The sequence below is a fragment of the Idiomarina sp. X4 genome (assembly GCF_002808045.1).
Taxonomy (GTDB): Bacteria; Pseudomonadota; Gammaproteobacteria; order Enterobacterales; family Alteromonadaceae; genus Idiomarina.
The window spans coordinates 422,383-439,289 of the sequence record NZ_CP025000.1; the positions used below are offsets into that span (position 1 = coordinate 422,383).

The 16,907-nt window shown below is 47.1% G+C and carries 7 protein-coding genes, 2 tRNA genes and 3 rRNA genes; all 12 read right to left on the reverse strand.

Annotation, left to right across the window (positions count from 1 at the left end; all coding sequences use genetic code 11):
* Positions 1-21: 21 nt before the first annotated feature.
* The 12 genes from CWC33_RS02135 to clpB all read right to left on the reverse strand — a co-directional run bounded on the left by CWC33_RS02135 (position 22) and on the right by clpB (position 16,865).
* Positions 22-2,925 carry a TonB-dependent receptor domain-containing protein gene (locus CWC33_RS02135; RefSeq protein WP_100690603.1) on the reverse strand — a complete coding sequence of 968 codons (2,904 nt, stop codon included), beginning with the start codon at positions 2,923-2,925 and terminating at the stop codon, positions 22-24.
* A gap of 148 nt (positions 2,926-3,073) precedes the next feature.
* Positions 3,074-3,715, reverse strand: a complete 642-nt coding sequence (locus CWC33_RS02140) for a 3'-5' exonuclease (protein WP_100690604.1) — start codon at positions 3,713-3,715, stop codon at positions 3,074-3,076.
* Entirely contained in the window at positions 3,715-5,547 is a 1,833-nt protein-coding gene (locus tag CWC33_RS02145; protein ID WP_100690605.1) for a DUF294 nucleotidyltransferase-like domain-containing protein, read from the reverse strand. The genes CWC33_RS02140 and CWC33_RS02145 overlap by 1 nt, the downstream gene beginning before the upstream one ends.
* A 68-nt stretch (positions 5,548-5,615) precedes the next feature.
* Positions 5,616-7,331: a sodium:solute symporter family protein gene (locus CWC33_RS02150; protein WP_100690606.1), complete on the reverse strand. Its 1,716-nt coding sequence runs from the start codon at positions 7,329-7,331 to the stop codon at positions 5,616-5,618.
* A gap of 6 nt (positions 7,332-7,337) precedes the next feature.
* A complete protein-coding gene (locus CWC33_RS02155) occupies positions 7,338-7,604 on the reverse strand; it encodes a DUF4212 domain-containing protein (protein WP_088768705.1) in 267 nt (88 codons plus the stop codon).
* Positions 7,605-7,757: 153 nt separating this feature from the next.
* Positions 7,758-7,873: ribosomal RNA gene (rrf, locus tag CWC33_RS02160) — 5S ribosomal RNA — on the reverse strand.
* Positions 7,874-8,021: 148 nt separating this feature from the next.
* A 23S ribosomal RNA gene (locus tag CWC33_RS02165) occupies positions 8,022-10,905 on the reverse strand.
* 221 nt (positions 10,906-11,126) lie between these two features.
* Positions 11,127-11,202, reverse strand: a tRNA-Ala gene (locus tag CWC33_RS02170).
* Between the two features lie 116 nt (positions 11,203-11,318).
* Positions 11,319-11,395 (reverse strand) — tRNA-Ile (locus CWC33_RS02175).
* 65 nt (positions 11,396-11,460) lie between these two features.
* Positions 11,461-13,002 (reverse strand): 16S ribosomal RNA (locus CWC33_RS02180).
* The 16S, 23S and 5S rRNA genes sit together here with 2 tRNA genes alongside, the layout of an rRNA operon.
* Positions 13,003-13,372: 370 nt before the next feature.
* Positions 13,373-14,203 carry a CDP-diacylglycerol--serine O-phosphatidyltransferase gene (pssA, locus tag CWC33_RS02185; RefSeq protein ID WP_100690607.1) on the reverse strand — a complete coding sequence of 277 codons (831 nt, stop codon included), beginning with the start codon at positions 14,201-14,203 and terminating at the stop codon, positions 13,373-13,375.
* An 88-nt stretch (positions 14,204-14,291) separates the two neighbouring features.
* A complete protein-coding gene (gene clpB / locus CWC33_RS02190) occupies positions 14,292-16,865 on the reverse strand; it encodes an ATP-dependent chaperone ClpB (RefSeq protein WP_088768707.1) in 2,574 nt (857 codons plus the stop codon).
* Positions 16,866-16,907 lie beyond the last annotated feature (42 nt).

Sequence of the window (16,907 nt, forward strand, 5' to 3'; positions counted from 1 at the left end):
CATAAGTTTCTCTTTAGTGCATTACATGAATTCGTAAGAAATACTCGCGAACACATAACGACCTAACGCATCAAAGTAGCCTGGGTAAGTATTACCATTACTACCGTTTGCACCAGTTAAGTATGGTGGATCGTTAGCGAGGATGTTGTTAACACCAACGCTGAACGTCATACCTTCTGAGAACTGATAGCGACCACTTAAGTCTAAGTAACTCTCTGTGCTAATACCTCTGGAGCTACCGGTTAAGTGATCAACCGCACCAAGAGCACGCCAGTTTGCGGAAACGGTGAAACCACTGTTACCCATCCAGGTTGCACGTATGTTGTGCTGCCACTCTGGGTTTGGTGAGCCACAAGTACCGCCCCATTTACCAGCACATTCGGTTGTTGCCAACCCGACAACTGGCTGAGTGTCAAATTTAGTAAAATAAGTACCTACTAAATTAAACTTCAAACGTCCCCAGTCATTACTTAATTGGTGAGTAAACGTAGAGTTAATGTCGAAACCACTGCGTTGCTCGAAACCAATGTTTACGTTTGTTTCAACAATACTATCCTGACCTAACCACAATGAACCACTACTTTCACCACGGTTAATAAGGTCACAGAATGTAGCGTCTCCCGTTTCTAAACAAAGATCCAAGGTCGTTTCTGACGGCACAGTGCCAATTGCATCTTCTACTTTGATATCAAAGTAATCGACCGAGATATCAAAATTGCCATCCAGAGAACGGTAGACAAAACCTGCAGAAACGGTATCTGATGTTTCAGGTTCTAAGTTAGGGTTACCACCAAAAATAGCATTGTATTGGTTAGCCGGACTTTGAGGAATGCTACCGTACTGTGCAGCTGTAACGCCTGAGTTTTGGCACGCTTCCAGGCTTGCTTCCGGAGACGTACCCGCACATGGGTCACTATCCATGTCGTACAAGCCTAAGCTTTGAGGATCATACAGCTCACGAATGTTTGCATGCCGTGCAGCTCGTTGATAGCTGCCACGTAGTTTTATTTCTTGGTTAACATCCCAACCAACAGCAACTTTATAAGTATCCGTTGTCTTATCGGTTGTATAGTCTGAGTAACGATAGCCTAAGTCAACAACGAAGCTATCAGCCCAATCAGCTCCATCTACAACATAAATTTTTGCTTCGGTGAAAAATTCCTCAACACCTAGAGAACCTTCAGTTCCAATAGTGGGACCACCTTGGCCAGCACCATCACCTGACTCGAAGTTGCTATCGGGACGATAAACTAACTTTTCATCACGGCTTGTTAAACCGGCCAATAACTCGACACCGCCATATGACCAAGGCGTTTTAACACCATAATCCCCTAGGTTACCAATGACATAGCCAGTGACATCGCGTAGGTTAGTTTCACCAGTAGCGTACAGTGGAAGCGTTAAGTAATCCAAAGCTTCTTGCGTAATATTTGGTCCAAATATATCCCAAGGAACACAGTTTGGATCGGTTCCGTTTACGGCAGCAGTACAAGCAGCTTCTCCGGTGTCCGGATCTGTTGTTACATCAAGAGCGCGCCCGATATTAGTAATACTGAAGTCATTCTCATAAACAGAAGTCAGTGTCACATTACCGAAGTTGGCAGATAAATCGTAACTCCAAGTATCGTTAATGAACCCACGAATACCGAAAACGCCACGATAGGACAAATGTTGTAAGTCTTGTTGGCGAGGTCCACCTTCTACGTTTCGCTTACCAATATAAACGCCTTCCCAAACATTTGGATCTCCGCCTGCTTGAGCTGGGCCTCCTGCTCCACAGATAGTATCGCGCTGTTGATCAGATAACAGCGGATTACTACAACTTAAATCTACTTGAGGGAAGAATGCACCAGATTCAGCTATTTGAGAAACACTGCGATCTTTTACGTAACCCAACTCCGTGAAAAATTCAACATGGTCATTCAGTTCATACTTACCAAATGCGCCAAGCGTTATCCGCTCGTCCGGACGCTGGAAATAGTTTCTCGGACCATAGTTGTAGAGGCGTCCATCATATTCTTGAAGAGTACCTTCATCAATAAAGTAGTCATACCCACCCGGAGCAAAATCTGTAAGACGTCCATCAGGAATGGTACCGGAACCACCACAGTAATAATCTCCGTTATCATCCCGAGCATAAGCACAGATACTGTAATCTCGGTTATCCTGAGTAATCGCTTCGATATTTCTTACCGTTGCGTACGCAGTAATGTTTCCTCGTCCATTGTCAGAGTTTGCGCCAATAATGACTGAGAAGTCATTCATATGACCATCACGCCCTGAACTTGGTGCTAACGGGAACCCTTGCTCTTCCGACGCTTGTGCTACACCATTATTATTGTCGTTGTCATATTGATAAAAGCTGTGCTGATAGTCCAGCTTAACACCTTCAAAATCATCCTTCATGATGAAGTTAACAACGCCTGCTACCGCATCTGAACCATAAGTCGCGGACGCACCACCTGTTAACAATTCAACATTCTCGACTAATGCACTAGGAATTTGGTTTAAATCAGGTGAAATACCACCGACTAAAGGAGAGCCCATAACCAGACGCCGACCATTCATCAGAACTAACGTTCGTTGAGGTCCTAAGCCACGAAGAGATACTGTGGCTGTACCGGTTGCGCCATTTGAATCAGTCGAAGTTTGCCCCGGAAAGACTTGAGGTAAATCATTAACCAAATCTTCAGCCCGTACGTTGCCGCTAAACTCAAACTCTTCTGACGTAACTTGTGATATCGGGCTTGAACTAACAACATTCGCCGATTGTGGAATTCGAGAACCCGTTACCTGAATTCTCTCCACTGACTCTTTTACTTCTGTTTCTTCATTAGAGTCCTGATCTTGTGCTAGAGCAGGAAAACCAATAACGCCAGCTATGGCTGCCGCTATAAGACTTTTGCTAAATTTCTTGTTATACATGAGTGAAAACTCCCTGGAAGCTTCTATTATCGGTCAGAAATAAGACTCTGACAGATCAAAATTTAGCAATTAGTTGACTTTATGTAAATAAATTGTTTGTTTTGTGTTTATTTAATCTGAGGCGGTTGCTGTAATAACGTGAATAACGTTATAAAGAGGCTTTAAAGTCATTCATACTATTTAAAGACGTATTAGTTGAATATCCCTGCGCCAAAAACAACTCACCACATGCAATTGCATCGGTAAGTGCATGATGTGAGTGATAGTCAGGTAGTCCGTATCGCTTACGGCATGCTGACAACGTAAGAGAGTCTTTTCGGACAGCCCCTTCCGCCTTCTCAAGCCGCTTTTTCTCAAAAGCTAACGTGTCAAATACAGCAAGCGGTTTCATAGGAATGCCATACGCTTTTTCGACTTGCTTCAAAAAACCCCAGTCCATTCCCTTGTGATGACAAACCATTACCGCATCATTGAGCGCACGACTCAGCATTGAAAAAGTTTGCTTTGGGTCTGAGCTATGTACGAAATCGTCTTTGGTTAATCCATGAATGGTTGGGCTCTGCCCTAAATCTATTTCCTGCCCATGCGAAAAAACGTGGTACTGTGCATTACCGAGTTGTATCGCCGGTGGTTGTATACTGACCCAGGCAATTGACAATATGTCATGCTTAGTTGGGCTTAAGCCCGTACTTTCAATGTCCAAAGCAACATACCGAAGCTGCTGCCAGGGCTGTTTCAATTGCTGCCGACGGTCATACCAGTTTGCAAGTTGTTGTAACCAATTGGCCATTAATAACCCTGCCTACTGAACTTCAATCCAACGCCTTGCTGTGCTTCTTTTATAATACGAAAAGCGCTTTTCAATTGTCGTCTTGAAAGCGTGCTCAGTTCATCAGGATCAATCGCATTTTTAGGCTTATCCGTGCCCCACACTTTTAACTGGTGATTGAGTCTGAGCTGGGTCAGAAACTCCCACGCTTCCAACAATGACTGATTGTCTTTTGAGTTTAGCAGCCGACTTTTTTGCAAGGCTTTTAAACGAGCTACGGTACCTGGAACTATCAACCCTTCTTTTAGTGAATAAATTCTCGCAATATCGTTAATTAACGCAATGCCATAGCGCTTTATATCAATGGTGTCTTCACCGTCCGCATCTGAGGTCCGTAGTCGATTAAACAGACCTAAGGGTACCTGTATCTTATTCACTAAAATAGCGAGGTTTCCTAAGAACATATCGTTATTCGCTAACTTCGCTATTTCTTCTCTGTAAGTTTGATAAAAACGACCTTCCCCCATAACCGGTCGGCTATCGAAGAATATCTGGCAGTACATGAGCGCTTTGGGAGTGGGGCTCGTTATCCAACCATTAAACTTTTCCTTCCACTCATCGATAGTACCTCGGCACTCAGGGTTAGATGCCATAATATTGCCTGGGCATAAAGGAATACCGCACTCACCCAAGCCTTCACACACATATTCTCCTAAGCCAGCAAACCACTCTTTTTGTGATTTTGAGAGACGATTACTCAGCAGTAGCCCGTTGTCCTGATCGGAACTTAACGTTTGATCTTCCCTTCCCTGAGATCCGAATGCCAGCCAGCTGTATGCCGCTGGTGCGGCGCCGTGCTCCTGCTCGTACAATTTGATCAATTGACGCGTCATACCATCTGTCACTGAAGCCATCAACCGACCTAATACCGAGGTTTGTTTTACTCGGTTTGCAAAGGTTTGCAGGTAGTCAGGTAACTTCGCAGCTTCTTCTATTAACTGCTTTTTGCTCGCCGCTTTTCGAATCGCACTAATAAGAAAAACAGGATCACTACGCTGCTGACGTATTAGATCTGTGGCTGTTATCATTCCAACTGGCTGATTATTATCATTTATAACAGGAAGATGATGAATATTGCTCGAGGTCATTACCGTCAAAGCATCCATTAACGAGCGATTTTCGTTTACTGACTCGGGCAATTGAGTCATAACCGCTGAAACTCTTATGTCTAAAGGCAATCCCTCTGCAATAACACGGTTCCTTAAATCCCTATCCGTTAAAATCCCGACTAACTGGTTGTCATCGACGACTAAAACTGACGAAATCCCGTTATTTGACATAAGTCTAGCAGCGTCTTGGACTGATGTTTCACTATCCAAACTAATTGGGTCTTTAGCAACGATGGAGCGAACAGTTTGTTGGCTCCAATCGGAATCAGAGGTCGCATTTGCTTTTCGTTCGGTTAGTAACCGCTGCCCATGGGCTTTAATAAAGTATTGTTCAAATTGCTTTGACACTTTTCGAAGACGATCGAACGCATGCTCAGGTAGTACGTACACAATGCCATCTTTTAACGTCTTTAGTTTGTTGGTGATCTCCCTCCCCGTAAGTAATGACGGGTAACCAAACAAGTCCCCACTTTCTAGCCTCTCAATCAGCTCACCCTCTGAGGACCGTAAATCGAAAATGCCTGAGCGTACGATAAACAACGCTGGCCTCATTGAGTTCATGACATCATTGCAATTCTCTTCGTTTAAATACACCGACTGCAACTGAGAAATCACCCAACTCAAATGTTCCTTGTGCAGTTCATCGAAGGGCGGACACTGTTTCAAAAAGTCAGATGCTTCCATAATATGAAACCTCTGTTTGCATTAAAAAAAGCCCAGCTCGAAGGCTGGGCTTGTTTAGTCAAAAGCAATTAATGCGACTGAGCTTCACCGGATCCTTTCGGATACCGTATTGACTCCACCATCTCCTGAATGTCTTCAGGCGCGTCACCTGTTGCTTTGTGTACGATTGTTGCAACTATAAAGTTGATAATCATACCCAGAGTACCTATGCCTTCTGGCGAGATACCGAACAGCCAGTATTCAGGCGTATTCAGTTCTGGCGATACAAACTTAAAGAATACAATGTAGCAGAAGGTAAATAGAATACCTACAACCATACCCGCAACGGCACCTTGACGGTTCATACGTTTATGGAAGATACCCAGAATAATCGCAGGGAAGAAGCTTGCTGCGGCTAAGCCAAATGCAAAGGCGACCACCTGCGCCACAAAGCCGGGCGGGTAAATACCAAAGTAAACCGAGATAATAATCGCTGTTGCAGCCGCAACCCTCGCATAGAGGAGCTCTTTCTTATCAGTGATATTTGGCATTAAGTTTCGTTTCAGTAAATCATGAGAAACCGATGTCGATATCACCAATAGCAAGCCCGCGGAAGTTGATAGTGCGGCGGCTACACCACCAGCAGCGACAAGAGCAACAACCCAAGCTGGCAAGTCAGCAATTTCCGGATTTGCCAAGACCATGATGTCACGGTCAATGGTCATCTCGTTGCGTTCATCACCCGAGTAAAACATTTTTCCATCTTCGTTCTTATCTTCCCAGGTAATTAGGCCTGTTTTCTCCCAGTTCTTAACCCAACTTGGTGCGTTTTCATATTCAACACCTTGTAATTCGGGCCCGTTAACCGTATTAATCAAGTTCACTTTAGCGAAAGAAGCTATAGCTGGTGCTGTTAAATACACGACAGAAATAAACGTCAGCGCCCAGAATGCTGAGCGACGTGCATCACGTACTTTTGGTACAGTGAAAAAACGCACAATAACGTGTGGTAGACCAGCTGTACCAACCATTAGCGCTGCCGTAATAAAGAACACGTCTATTTTACTACGCACACCTTCGGTATATGCAGCAAAGCCGAGCTCCTGTGAAAGCCCATCAAGCCTTTCTAACAAGTAACTCCCCTCACCAGGAACCCCCTGTGCAATTGTTGCCCCAAAGCCAGTCTGTGGTAAGAAATGATCGGTCATTAATAGTGAAATGAATACTGCAGGTACGACGTAAGCGAACATCAATACAACGTATTGCGCAACCTGCGTATAGGTAATACCTTTCATTCCGCCCAGAACCGTATAGAAAAATACGATGACTGCGCCAATAATAACACCGGTTGCAATGTCGACTTCTAAGAAGCGTGAAAATACGACACCAACGCCACGCATCTGACCTGCAATGTACGTAAAGCAGATAAGAATGGCGCACAGCACTGCTATAGTGCGTGCCGTTTGTGAATAATAACGGTCACCGATAAAGTCCGGTACAGTAAACTTACCAAACTTTCGTAGGTACGGTGCAAGACACATCGCCAGCAATACATAACCACCAGTCCAACCCATTAGGTAAACTGAACCATCATAACCAGCGAAAGCTACAATACCCGCCATTGAGATGAACGACGCTGCTGACATCCAGTCAGCCGCTGTTGCCATACCATTAGCAACGGGATGTACACCGCCACTTGCAACATAGAAATCGTTTGTTGATCCGGCACGAGACCAAATTGCGATACCGATATATAACGCGAAGGTCAGGCCGACTATAATAAATGTTAGCGTTTGAATATCCATAGCGCATTAGTCCTCATGAACGGCGTATTTGTTATCGAGTTTTGCCATGCCTTTCATATAAATAAAGATAAGCACGATGAAGGTAAGAATGGAGCCCTGCTGAGCAAACCAAAATCCAAGCTTAAAGCCGAAAAAGGTTATCTCGTTGAGTACATCCACCAATATGATTCCAAAGCCATAAGAAACGATAAACCAGACCACTAACAGCTTTAACATTAGGCCTAAGTTTTCTTTCCAGTACGCTTTGGCATGATCTTCACTTTCAAATGCCATAAACGTCCCCTCCAGTTGTTCAAATTAATATTGTTATTGGGTCGCTAACAAATGTAGGAGGGTTTGTTAATATAGGGAATTGGACTTTGGTCGTAGCCTGAAATTTAGGCATAAAAAAACCCCAGCCGGTTTGGCTGGGGTTATTTATTTGAAGTCTGGCGGTGACCTACTCTCACATGGGGAGACCCCACACTACCATCGGCGCTGGTGTGTTTCACTTCTGAGTTCGGGATGGATTCAGGTGGTGCCACACCGCTATGGCCGCCAGACATAAACTGTCACAACATAAAAAACTGATTGGCTTTAAGTAACGCCACTCTCTTTGAATTTAATATCTCACCTGACGTCATAACGTCAGGCTACCGCTTAGCAGAGTCGCTCGCTTGTGCGTAACGTCTCAAACATCTTCGGTGTTGTATGGTTAAGTCTCACGGGCAATTAGTACGGGTTAGCTCAACGCATTACTACGCTTCCACACCCCGCCTATCAACGTCGTAGTCTTCAACGACCCTTCAGAGCACTCTAAGTGCTAGTGAGAGCTTATCTCGAGGCTCGCTTCCCGCTTAGATGCTTTCAGCGGTTATCGATTCCGAACATAGCTACCGGGCAGTGCCACTGGCGTGACAACCCGAACACCAGAGGTTCGTCCACTCCGGTCCTCTCGTACTAGGAGCAGCTCCTCTCAACTCTCAAACGCCCACGGCAGATAGGGACCGAACTGTCTCACGACGTTCTAAACCCAGCTCGCGTACCACTTTAAATGGCGAACAGCCATACCCTTGGGACCGACTTCAGCCCCAGGATGTGATGAGCCGACATCGAGGTGCCAAACACCGCCGTCGATATGAACTCTTGGGCGGTATCAGCCTGTTATCCCCGGAGTACCTTTTATCCGTTGAGCGATGGCCCTTCCATTCAGAACCACCGGATCACTATGACCTACTTTCGTATCTGCTCGACGTGTCTGTCTCGCAGTTAAGCTGGCTTCTGCCATTGCACTAACCGTACGATGTCCGACCGTACTTAGCCAACCTTCGTGCTCCTCCGTTACTCTTTGGGAGGAGACCGCCCCAGTCAAACTACCCACCAGGCACTGTCCACAACCCCGATTAGGGGCCTATGTTAGAACATCAAACATACAAGGGTGGTATTTCAAGGATGGCTCCACACCAACTAGCGCCAGTGCTTCTAAGCCTCCCACCTATCCTACACATGTAGGTTCAATGTTCAGTGCCAAGCTGTAGTAAAGGTTCACGGGGTCTTTCCGTCTAGCCGCGGGTACACAGCATCTTCACTGCGATTTCAATTTCACTGAGTCTCGGGTGGAGACAGCGTGGCCATGGTTACACCATTCGTGCAGGTCGGAACTTACCCGACAAGGAATTTCGCTACCTTAGGACCGTTATAGTTACGGCCGCCGTTTACCGGGGCTTCGATCAAGAGCTTCGCCTAAGCTAACCCCATCAATTAACCTTCCGGCACCGGGCAGGTGTCACACCCTATACGTCCTCTTTCGAGTTAGCAGAGTGCTGTGTTTTTAATAAACAGTCCCAGCCACCTGGTCACTGCGACCGCCAGTAGCTTATGACGCGAAGTCAATCACCACCAGCGGCGTACCTTCTCCCGAAGTTACGGTACTATTTTGCCTAGTTCCTTCACCCGAGTTCTCTCAAGCGCCTTAGTATTCTCTACCTGACCACCTGTGTCGGTTTCGGGTACGGTCGATGTTCATCTGAAGCTTAGAGGCTTTTCCCGGAAGCAGGGCACCAGCAACTTCACACCCGTAGGTGCTCGTCTCGTGTCTCAGCCTTAGCGACCCGGATTTGCCTAAGTCACCAGCCTACGCACTTTCACGCGGACAACCAACGCCGCGCTTGCCTAGCCTTCTCCGTCCCCCCATCGCAATGAACATCGGTACAGGAATATTAACCTGTTTCCCATCGACTACGCGTTTCCGCCTCGCCTTAGGGGCCGACTTACCCTACCCTGATTAGCATGGGATAGGAAACCTTGGTCTTCCGGCGTGCGGGTTTTTCACCCGCATTATCGTTACTCATGTCAGCATTCGCACTTCTGATACGTCCAGCAAACCTCTCGATTCACCTTCATCCGCTTACAGAACGCTCCCCTACCCAGTAGTAAACTACTGCCGCAGCTTCGGTGTATGGCTTAGCCCCGTTACATCTTCCGCGCAGGCCGACTCGACTAGTGAGCTATTACGCTTTCTTTAAAGGGTGGCTGCTTCTAAGCCAACCTCCTAGCTGTCTGTGCCTTCCCACATCGTTTCCCACTGAGCCATAACTTTGGGACCTTAGCTGGCGGTCTGGGTTGTTTCCCTCTCCACGACGGACGTTAGCACCCGCCGTGTGTCTCCCGGATAGTACTCATTGGTATTCGGAGTTTGCATGGGGTTGGTAAGTCGGGATGACCCCCTAGCCCAAACAGTGCTCTACCCCCAATGGTATTCGTCCGAGGCTCTACCTAAATAGATTTCGGGGAGAACCAGCTATCTCCGGGCTTGATTAGCCTTTCACTCCTAGCCACAAGTCATCCCCTAATTTTTCAACATTAGTGGGTTCGGTCCTCCAATTGATGTTACTCAATCTTCAACCTGCTCATGGTTAGATCGCCCGGTTTCGGGTCTATACCTTGCAACTCAACGCCCAGTTAAGACTCGGTTTCCCTACGGCTACCCTATGCGGTTAACCTTGCTACAAAATATAAGTCGCTGACCCATTATACAAAAGGTACGCAGTCACGGAACAAGTCCGCTCCTACTGCTTGTACGTACACGGTTTCAGGTTCTATTTCACTCCCCTCGCCGGGGTTCTTTTCGCCTTTCCCTCACGGTACTGGTTCACTATCGGTCAGTTGGGAGTATTTAGCCTTGGAGGATGGTCCCCCCATATTCAGTCAAGATAACACGTGTCCCGACCTACTCGTTTTCACTTTTCATGCACCTTCACATACCGGGCTATCACCGTCTATGGCTCTGCTTCCCAACAGATTCTGTTAGCACATGTAAAGCTTAAGGGCTGCTTCCCGTTCGCTCGCCGCTACTAGGGAAATCTCGGTTGATTTCTTTTCCTCCGGGTACTTAGATGTTTCAGTTCTCCGGGTTCGCCTCCTGGCACCTATTTTATTCAGTGCCGGATACTGAGCAAGCTCAGTGGGTTGCCCCATTCGGAAATCCATGACTCAAGTGGCTCTTACTGCCTCGTCATGGCTTATCGCAAGTTAGTACGTCCTTCATCGCCTCCAACTGCCTAGGCATCCACCGTGTACGCTTAGTCACTTAACCATACAACCCGAAGGTGTCTGGAATACAATGACCAAGATTGTTTGTTCTCGCTGTACACAAGTTCGATACGCCTCTACCTTACGGTTTGTTCAAGTAGAGTGGCATTTCTTACTTTATTTACAATCAGCTTTCCATGTTGTTAAAGAGCGTGTAACACTAAGTTACCGGTAAATACTCTTAATCAAGAGCACTTAACGCTAACGGTTACTTTAGAGAAGAAGTGGTGGAGCCAAGCGGGATCGAACCGCTGACCTCCTGCGTGCAAGGCAGGCGCTCTCCCAGCTGAGCTATGGCCCCAATCATGGGCGTTTCGACCACCCCCGATAAGGGGATTTCAAGCGAGGGCAAGGCGGAAGCCGGGGAAGTGTACACCAGTACACGACTCGGATTCCAACGCAACCATCGCGCAGAAATGGTGGGTCTGGGCAGACTTGAACTGCCGACCTCACCCTTATCAGGGGTGCGCTCTAACCAGCTGAGCTACAGACCCAGTTTCTTCTCTTTTAATATCAAGCCTGCAAACTGTGTGAGCACTCACGTCCGTTCGCAATAATGTAAGGAGGTGATCCAGCCGCAGGTTCCCCTACGGCTACCTTGTTACGACTTCACCCCAGTCATGAACCACACCGTGGTGATCGTTCTCCCGAAGGTTAAACTAACCACTTCTGGTGCAGCCCACTCCCATGGTGTGACGGGCGGTGTGTACAAGGCCCGGGAACGTATTCACCGTGGCATTCTGATCCACGATTACTAGCGATTCCGACTTCATGGAGTCGAGTTGCAGACTCCAATCCGGACTACGACGCGCTTTATGAGATTCGCTTACCCTCGCAGGTTCGCTGCCCTTTGTACGCGCCATTGTAGCACGTGTGTAGCCCATCCCGTAAGGGCCATGATGACTTGACGTCGTCCCCACCTTCCTCCGGTTTATCACCGGCAGTCTCCCCAGAGTTCCCGGCCGAACCGCTGGCAACTAAGGATAAGGGTTGCGCTCGTTGCGGGACTTAACCCAACATCTCACAACACGAGCTGACGACAGCCATGCAGCACCTGTCTCAGTGTTCCCGAAGGCACTAATCCATCTCTGGAAAATTCACTGGATGTCAAGGGATGGTAAGGTTCTTCGCGTTGCATCGAATTAAACCACATGCTCCACCGCTTGTGCGGGCCCCCGTCAATTCATTTGAGTTTTAACCTTGCGGCCGTACTCCCCAGGCGGTCAACTTAGTGCGTTAGCTGCGTTACTCACGTCTTAATGACACGAACAACTAGTTGACATCGTTTACGGCGTGGACTACCAGGGTATCTAATCCTGTTTGCTCCCCACGCTTTCGTACCTCAGCGTCAGTCTCTGACCAGGTGGCCGCCTTCGCCACCGGTATTCCTTCCAATATCTACGCATTTCACCGCTACACTGGAAATTCTACCACCCTCTTCAGGACTCTAGCGTGCCAGTTCTAAATGCTATTCCCAGGTTGAGCCCGGGGCTTTCACATCTAGCTTAACACACCGCCTACGTACGCTTTACGCCCAGTAATTCCGATTAACGCTTGCACCCTCCGTATTACCGCGGCTGCTGGCACGGAGTTAGCCGGTGCTTCTTCTGTGGCTAACGTCAACTGTAATCGCTATTAACGATTACCCTTTCCTCACCACTGAAAGTGCTTTACAACCCGAAGGCCTTCTTCACACACGCGGCATGGCTGCATCAGGGTAGCCCCCATTGTGCAATATTCCCCACTGCTGCCTCCCGTAGGAGTCTGGGCCGTGTCTCAGTCCCAGTGTGGCTGATCATCCTCTCAGAACAGCTAGGGATCGTCGCCTTGGTGAGCCTTTACCTCACCAACTAGCTAATCCCGCTTGGGCTCATCTTTAGGTGTGAGGCCCGAAGGTCCCCCACTTTGGTCCGTAGACATTATGCGGTATTAGCCACCGTTTCCAGTGGTTGTCCCCCGCCTAAAGGCAAATTCCCAAGTATTACTCACCCGTCCGCCGCTCGTCAGCAGAGAAGCAAGCTTCTCTCTGTTACCGCTCGACTTGCATGTGTTAGGCCTGCCGCCAGCGTTCAATCTGAGCCATGATCAAACTCTTCAATTAAAAGTAGTTCAATCAACTCAATGAATTACGCGTTTTGCTACTTAATGTAGCTGAACACTCATTCAAAAGTTGCAATACATATTTCTGTTTTGCGTAACTTCTGCAAGTGCCCACACAGTTTGCTTGGCTTGATATAATTTTTAAAGAGCGTTGCTTCTTACGAAGCAGGGAGGCGTATTCTACACTTCCCGATGATTTCGTCAACCTCTTTTTCAGGACTTTTTGCCCGGCTGACTCAACCGCCGTTGTTCGACTCAACTCAGCGAGTATCTCGTGACAACGGCGGCGAATTATAGAGATCTTTTGAGGCCTTTCAAGATCTTTTTTGGAAAAAATGATCGTTCGGTCAGATCGTAATCAATTTGATGATTTAATCGTCCTTTTTCTCTTCTTTTGAGGCTTTCTTATCTTTATCCCCGTCCTGGTTAAAGTCGGCGTCATCATCGTCGTCATCACCGACAACGTGCTCTAACTTCAGTTTTTTCACGTTTTTAATCGTGAATATCGGCCCTGACAAAGCGTAAAGGAAGAAGATAGAGAAGAGCACTAATGAAGGTTGTGTTGCAACCACGACAAAAGCCAACACAATGACAAGTATCACTAAGAAAGACACCTTACCTTTCCAGTCTACGTCTTTGAACGAATGGTAGCGGAAGTTGGTTACCATTAATAAACCAGCACAAATAGTAATAACCGCGGCAACTCCACCAATATCAGCGCCTTCAATACCGTACTCTGAGCCTACCCAAACCAAACCGGATACAATTGCCGCAGCGCTTGGAATTGCGAGCCCCTGAAAGTAACGTTTATCCGAGCTTCCTAAATTAGTATTAAAGCGTGCTAAGCGTAACGCGCCACCAGCAACAAAGATAAATGCGGCCAACCAACCCAGCTTACCTAAGTCCGCAAGTGCGTAGTTATACATAACCAATGCCGGAGCCATACCAAAAGAAACGATATCCGCCATGCTGTCAAATTCAGCGCCAAAGTCACTTTCGGTGTTGGTCATTCTGGCGACACGCCCATCGAGTCCATCAAAAATCATGGCGATAAAAATCGCAACAGCCGCTTCAATGAAGCGCTCATTCATTGAGGCAACAATGGCATAAAACCCAGAAAACAGACCTGCCGTTGTGAATAGGTTTGGCAGTAAGTAAATACCCCGGCTTTTGCCGTTAGTATTTGAACTATCGTTACTCATGCAGAAACACTCTTAGTTATTAATAGAAAGTGATCAGGTTATCACAACAAGGCTTCGGGTAGGAAATCCCAAAGCCTTGTTAGCGACTTTACTGACTAATTACTAAAGCTTCATTTTCAACACTGACTTTTATTGGTTTAGCAGGCTGAATCTCTCCCGACAAGATTTTCTGCGCCAAAGGATTCTCAAGTTCGTGCTGAATCGCTCGTTTCAGAGGGCGTGCCCCAAAAACAGGATCGAAGCCTGTACGAGCCAGGTGCGCTAAAGCGTCATCATCCACCTCTATTTCAAAGTCTTTCTCTTCCAGACGTTTAAACAACAGCTGTAACTGGAATTGAGCAATTGAACGAATTTCATGTTCACCTAATGGGTGGAACACCACGGTGTCATCGACTCGGTTAATAAACTCAGGTCTGAAGTGACGACCCAAGACTTCCATGACTTCCGCTTTCATTTGTTCGTACGTATGCTCTTTTGCATGCTCTTGTATGAGATCAGACCCCAAGTTTGACGTCATAATAATCACGGTATTTTTGAAATCGACTGTGCGACCTTGTCCGTCTGTTAAACGGCCATCGTCCAATACCTGAAGTAGTATATTAAATACATCAGGGTGTGCTTTCTCCACCTCATCGAGCAAAATTACCGAATATGGCTTGCGGCGAACCGCTTCAGTCAAATAGCCACCTTCCTCATAACCAACATAACCCGGAGGTGCACCAACCAAGCGAGCTACAGAGTGCTTTTCCATAAACTCAGACATGTCGATGCGAACCATCGCGTCGTCCGTATCGAACATAAAGTTCGCCAATGCTTTCGAAAGCTCGGTTTTACCGACGCCTGTTGGACCCAGGAATAAAAATGAGCCAATAGGCCTGTTTGGATCGCCCAAACCAGCACGAGACCGACGAATAGCGTTTGCTACCGCTTCAACGGCCTCGTTCTGTCCAACCACTCTATTGTGCAAGTTTTCTTCCATGTGAATGAGTTTTTCACGCTCACCCTCCAGCATTCTTGCAACCGGTATGCCCGTCCAGCGGGAGAGCACATCAGCAATTTCTTCGTCCGTTACACGGTTTTTAAGCAAACTCATGTCCTGCATTTCAGCTTGCAAGGCTAAGTCGAGCTGGCGTTCTAATTCCGGAATTCGGCCATACTGAAGTTCAGACATACGATTCAAGTCCCCGGCGCGGCGGGCAATATCCATGTCGGTGCGCGCCTGCTCAAGTTGCGCTTTAATATGCTGGGTGCCCTGCACGGCCGCTTTTTCAGTATTCCAGACTTCCTCTAACTCTTTGTATTTACGCTCTTGGTCGTCTAACTCTTCGTGTAACGTTTCCAAACGCTTTTTACTGGCATCGTCTTTTTCTTTCTGCAGCGCCTGACGCTCCAGCTTCAGCTGAATAATTCGTCGCTCTAATCGATCTAAATCTTCCGGTTTAGAGTCGATCTGCATACGAATACTCGATGCTGCTTCGTCAATTAAATCAATGGCTTTATCCGGCAGCTTGCGATCACTGATATAACGATGCGATAAAGACGCCGCTGCAACTATTGCAGGGTCAGTGATCTCTACCGAATGATGCAGCTCATAACGCTCTTTCAAGCCTCGCAAAATCGCAATGGTGTCTTCGACGGTTGGCTCATCGACCAAAACTTTCTGGAATCGACGTTCTAAAGCGGCGTCTTTCTCAATATATTGGCGGTATTCATCTAATGTTGTTGCACCGACGCAATGAAGTTCGCCACGCGCAAGCGCTGGCTTCAGCATGTTACCTGCGTCCATAGCACCTTCAGCTTTACCGGCACCGACCATAGTATGCAGCTCATCGATAAAGAGGATGATTCGGCCTTCCTCTTTAGACAGTTCGTTCAATACTGCTTTTAGTCGTTCTTCAAATTCACCGCGGAACTTAGCACCCGCTAAAAGAGAGCCTAAATCCAGCGATAAGACACGTTTGTGTTTCAAGCCTTCGGGCACTTCTCCGTTAACAATTCGTTGCGCTAAGCCTTCAACAATCGCAGTTTTACCCACCCCCGGTTCGCCAATAAGAACCGGATTGTTTTTAGTACGGCGCTGCAACACTTGAATAGTACGACGGATTTCTTCGTCCCGGCCAATGACGGGATCAAGTTTGCCCTGCTCAGCACGTTCCGTTAAATCAATCGTATATTTATCGAGGGCTTGGCGTTGCTCTTCAGCGTTCGGATCATCGACCTTTTGACCATCGCGAATATCATTAATGGCTTTTTCCAACGCATCTCGCTTTATGCCCTGTGCTTTGAATATCTCACCTAATTTGCCCTTGTCTTCTGTTGCTGCGAGTAAAAAGAGCTCGGAGGAAATGTAAGAATCATTGCGCTTTTGAGCATATTTATCACACAAGTTTAGAAGCTGCGCAGTCGCCTGCGAAAGCTGAACGTCACCGCCCGTACCTTCTACTTGCGGTAATGCATCAAGCGCTTTTGACAGACTTGCTCTAAATTGTGGGATATCGACACTTAGCATCGTGAACAGCGGGCGAACTGAACCACCATTTTGATCGAGTAACGCCTGCATTAAATGCACAGGTTCAATAAATTGATGGTCACGACCCAGTGCCAGGGACTGCGCATCGGCAATCGCCATTTGGAATTTGCTGGTGAATTTATCGTGTCTCATGGTACTACCTCACTTAAATCTTTCGTTGATTTAAATGTGGGT

What these genes read in the sequence shown, in the direction of transcription:
- CWC33_RS02135 (WP_100690603.1), bottom strand. Translation starts at nt 2,925, where the DNA reads ATGTATAACAAGAAATTTAGCAAAAGTCTTATAGCGGCAGCCATAGCT.
- CWC33_RS02140 (WP_100690604.1), bottom strand. Translation starts at nt 3,715, where the DNA reads ATGGCCAATTGGTTACAACAACTTGCAAACTGGTATGACCGTCGGCAG.
- CWC33_RS02145 (WP_100690605.1), bottom strand. Translation starts at nt 5,547, where the DNA reads ATGGAAGCATCTGACTTTTTGAAACAGTGTCCGCCCTTCGATGAACTG.
- CWC33_RS02150 (WP_100690606.1), bottom strand. Translation starts at nt 7,331, where the DNA reads ATGGATATTCAAACGCTAACATTTATTATAGTCGGCCTGACCTTCGCG.
- CWC33_RS02155 (WP_088768705.1), bottom strand. Translation starts at nt 7,604, where the DNA reads ATGGCATTTGAAAGTGAAGATCATGCCAAAGCGTACTGGAAAGAAAAC.
- pssA (WP_100690607.1), bottom strand. Translation starts at nt 14,203, where the DNA reads ATGAGTAACGATAGTTCAAATACTAACGGCAAAAGCCGGGGTATTTAC.
- clpB (WP_088768707.1), bottom strand. Translation starts at nt 16,865, where the DNA reads ATGAGACACGATAAATTCACCAGCAAATTCCAAATGGCGATTGCCGAT.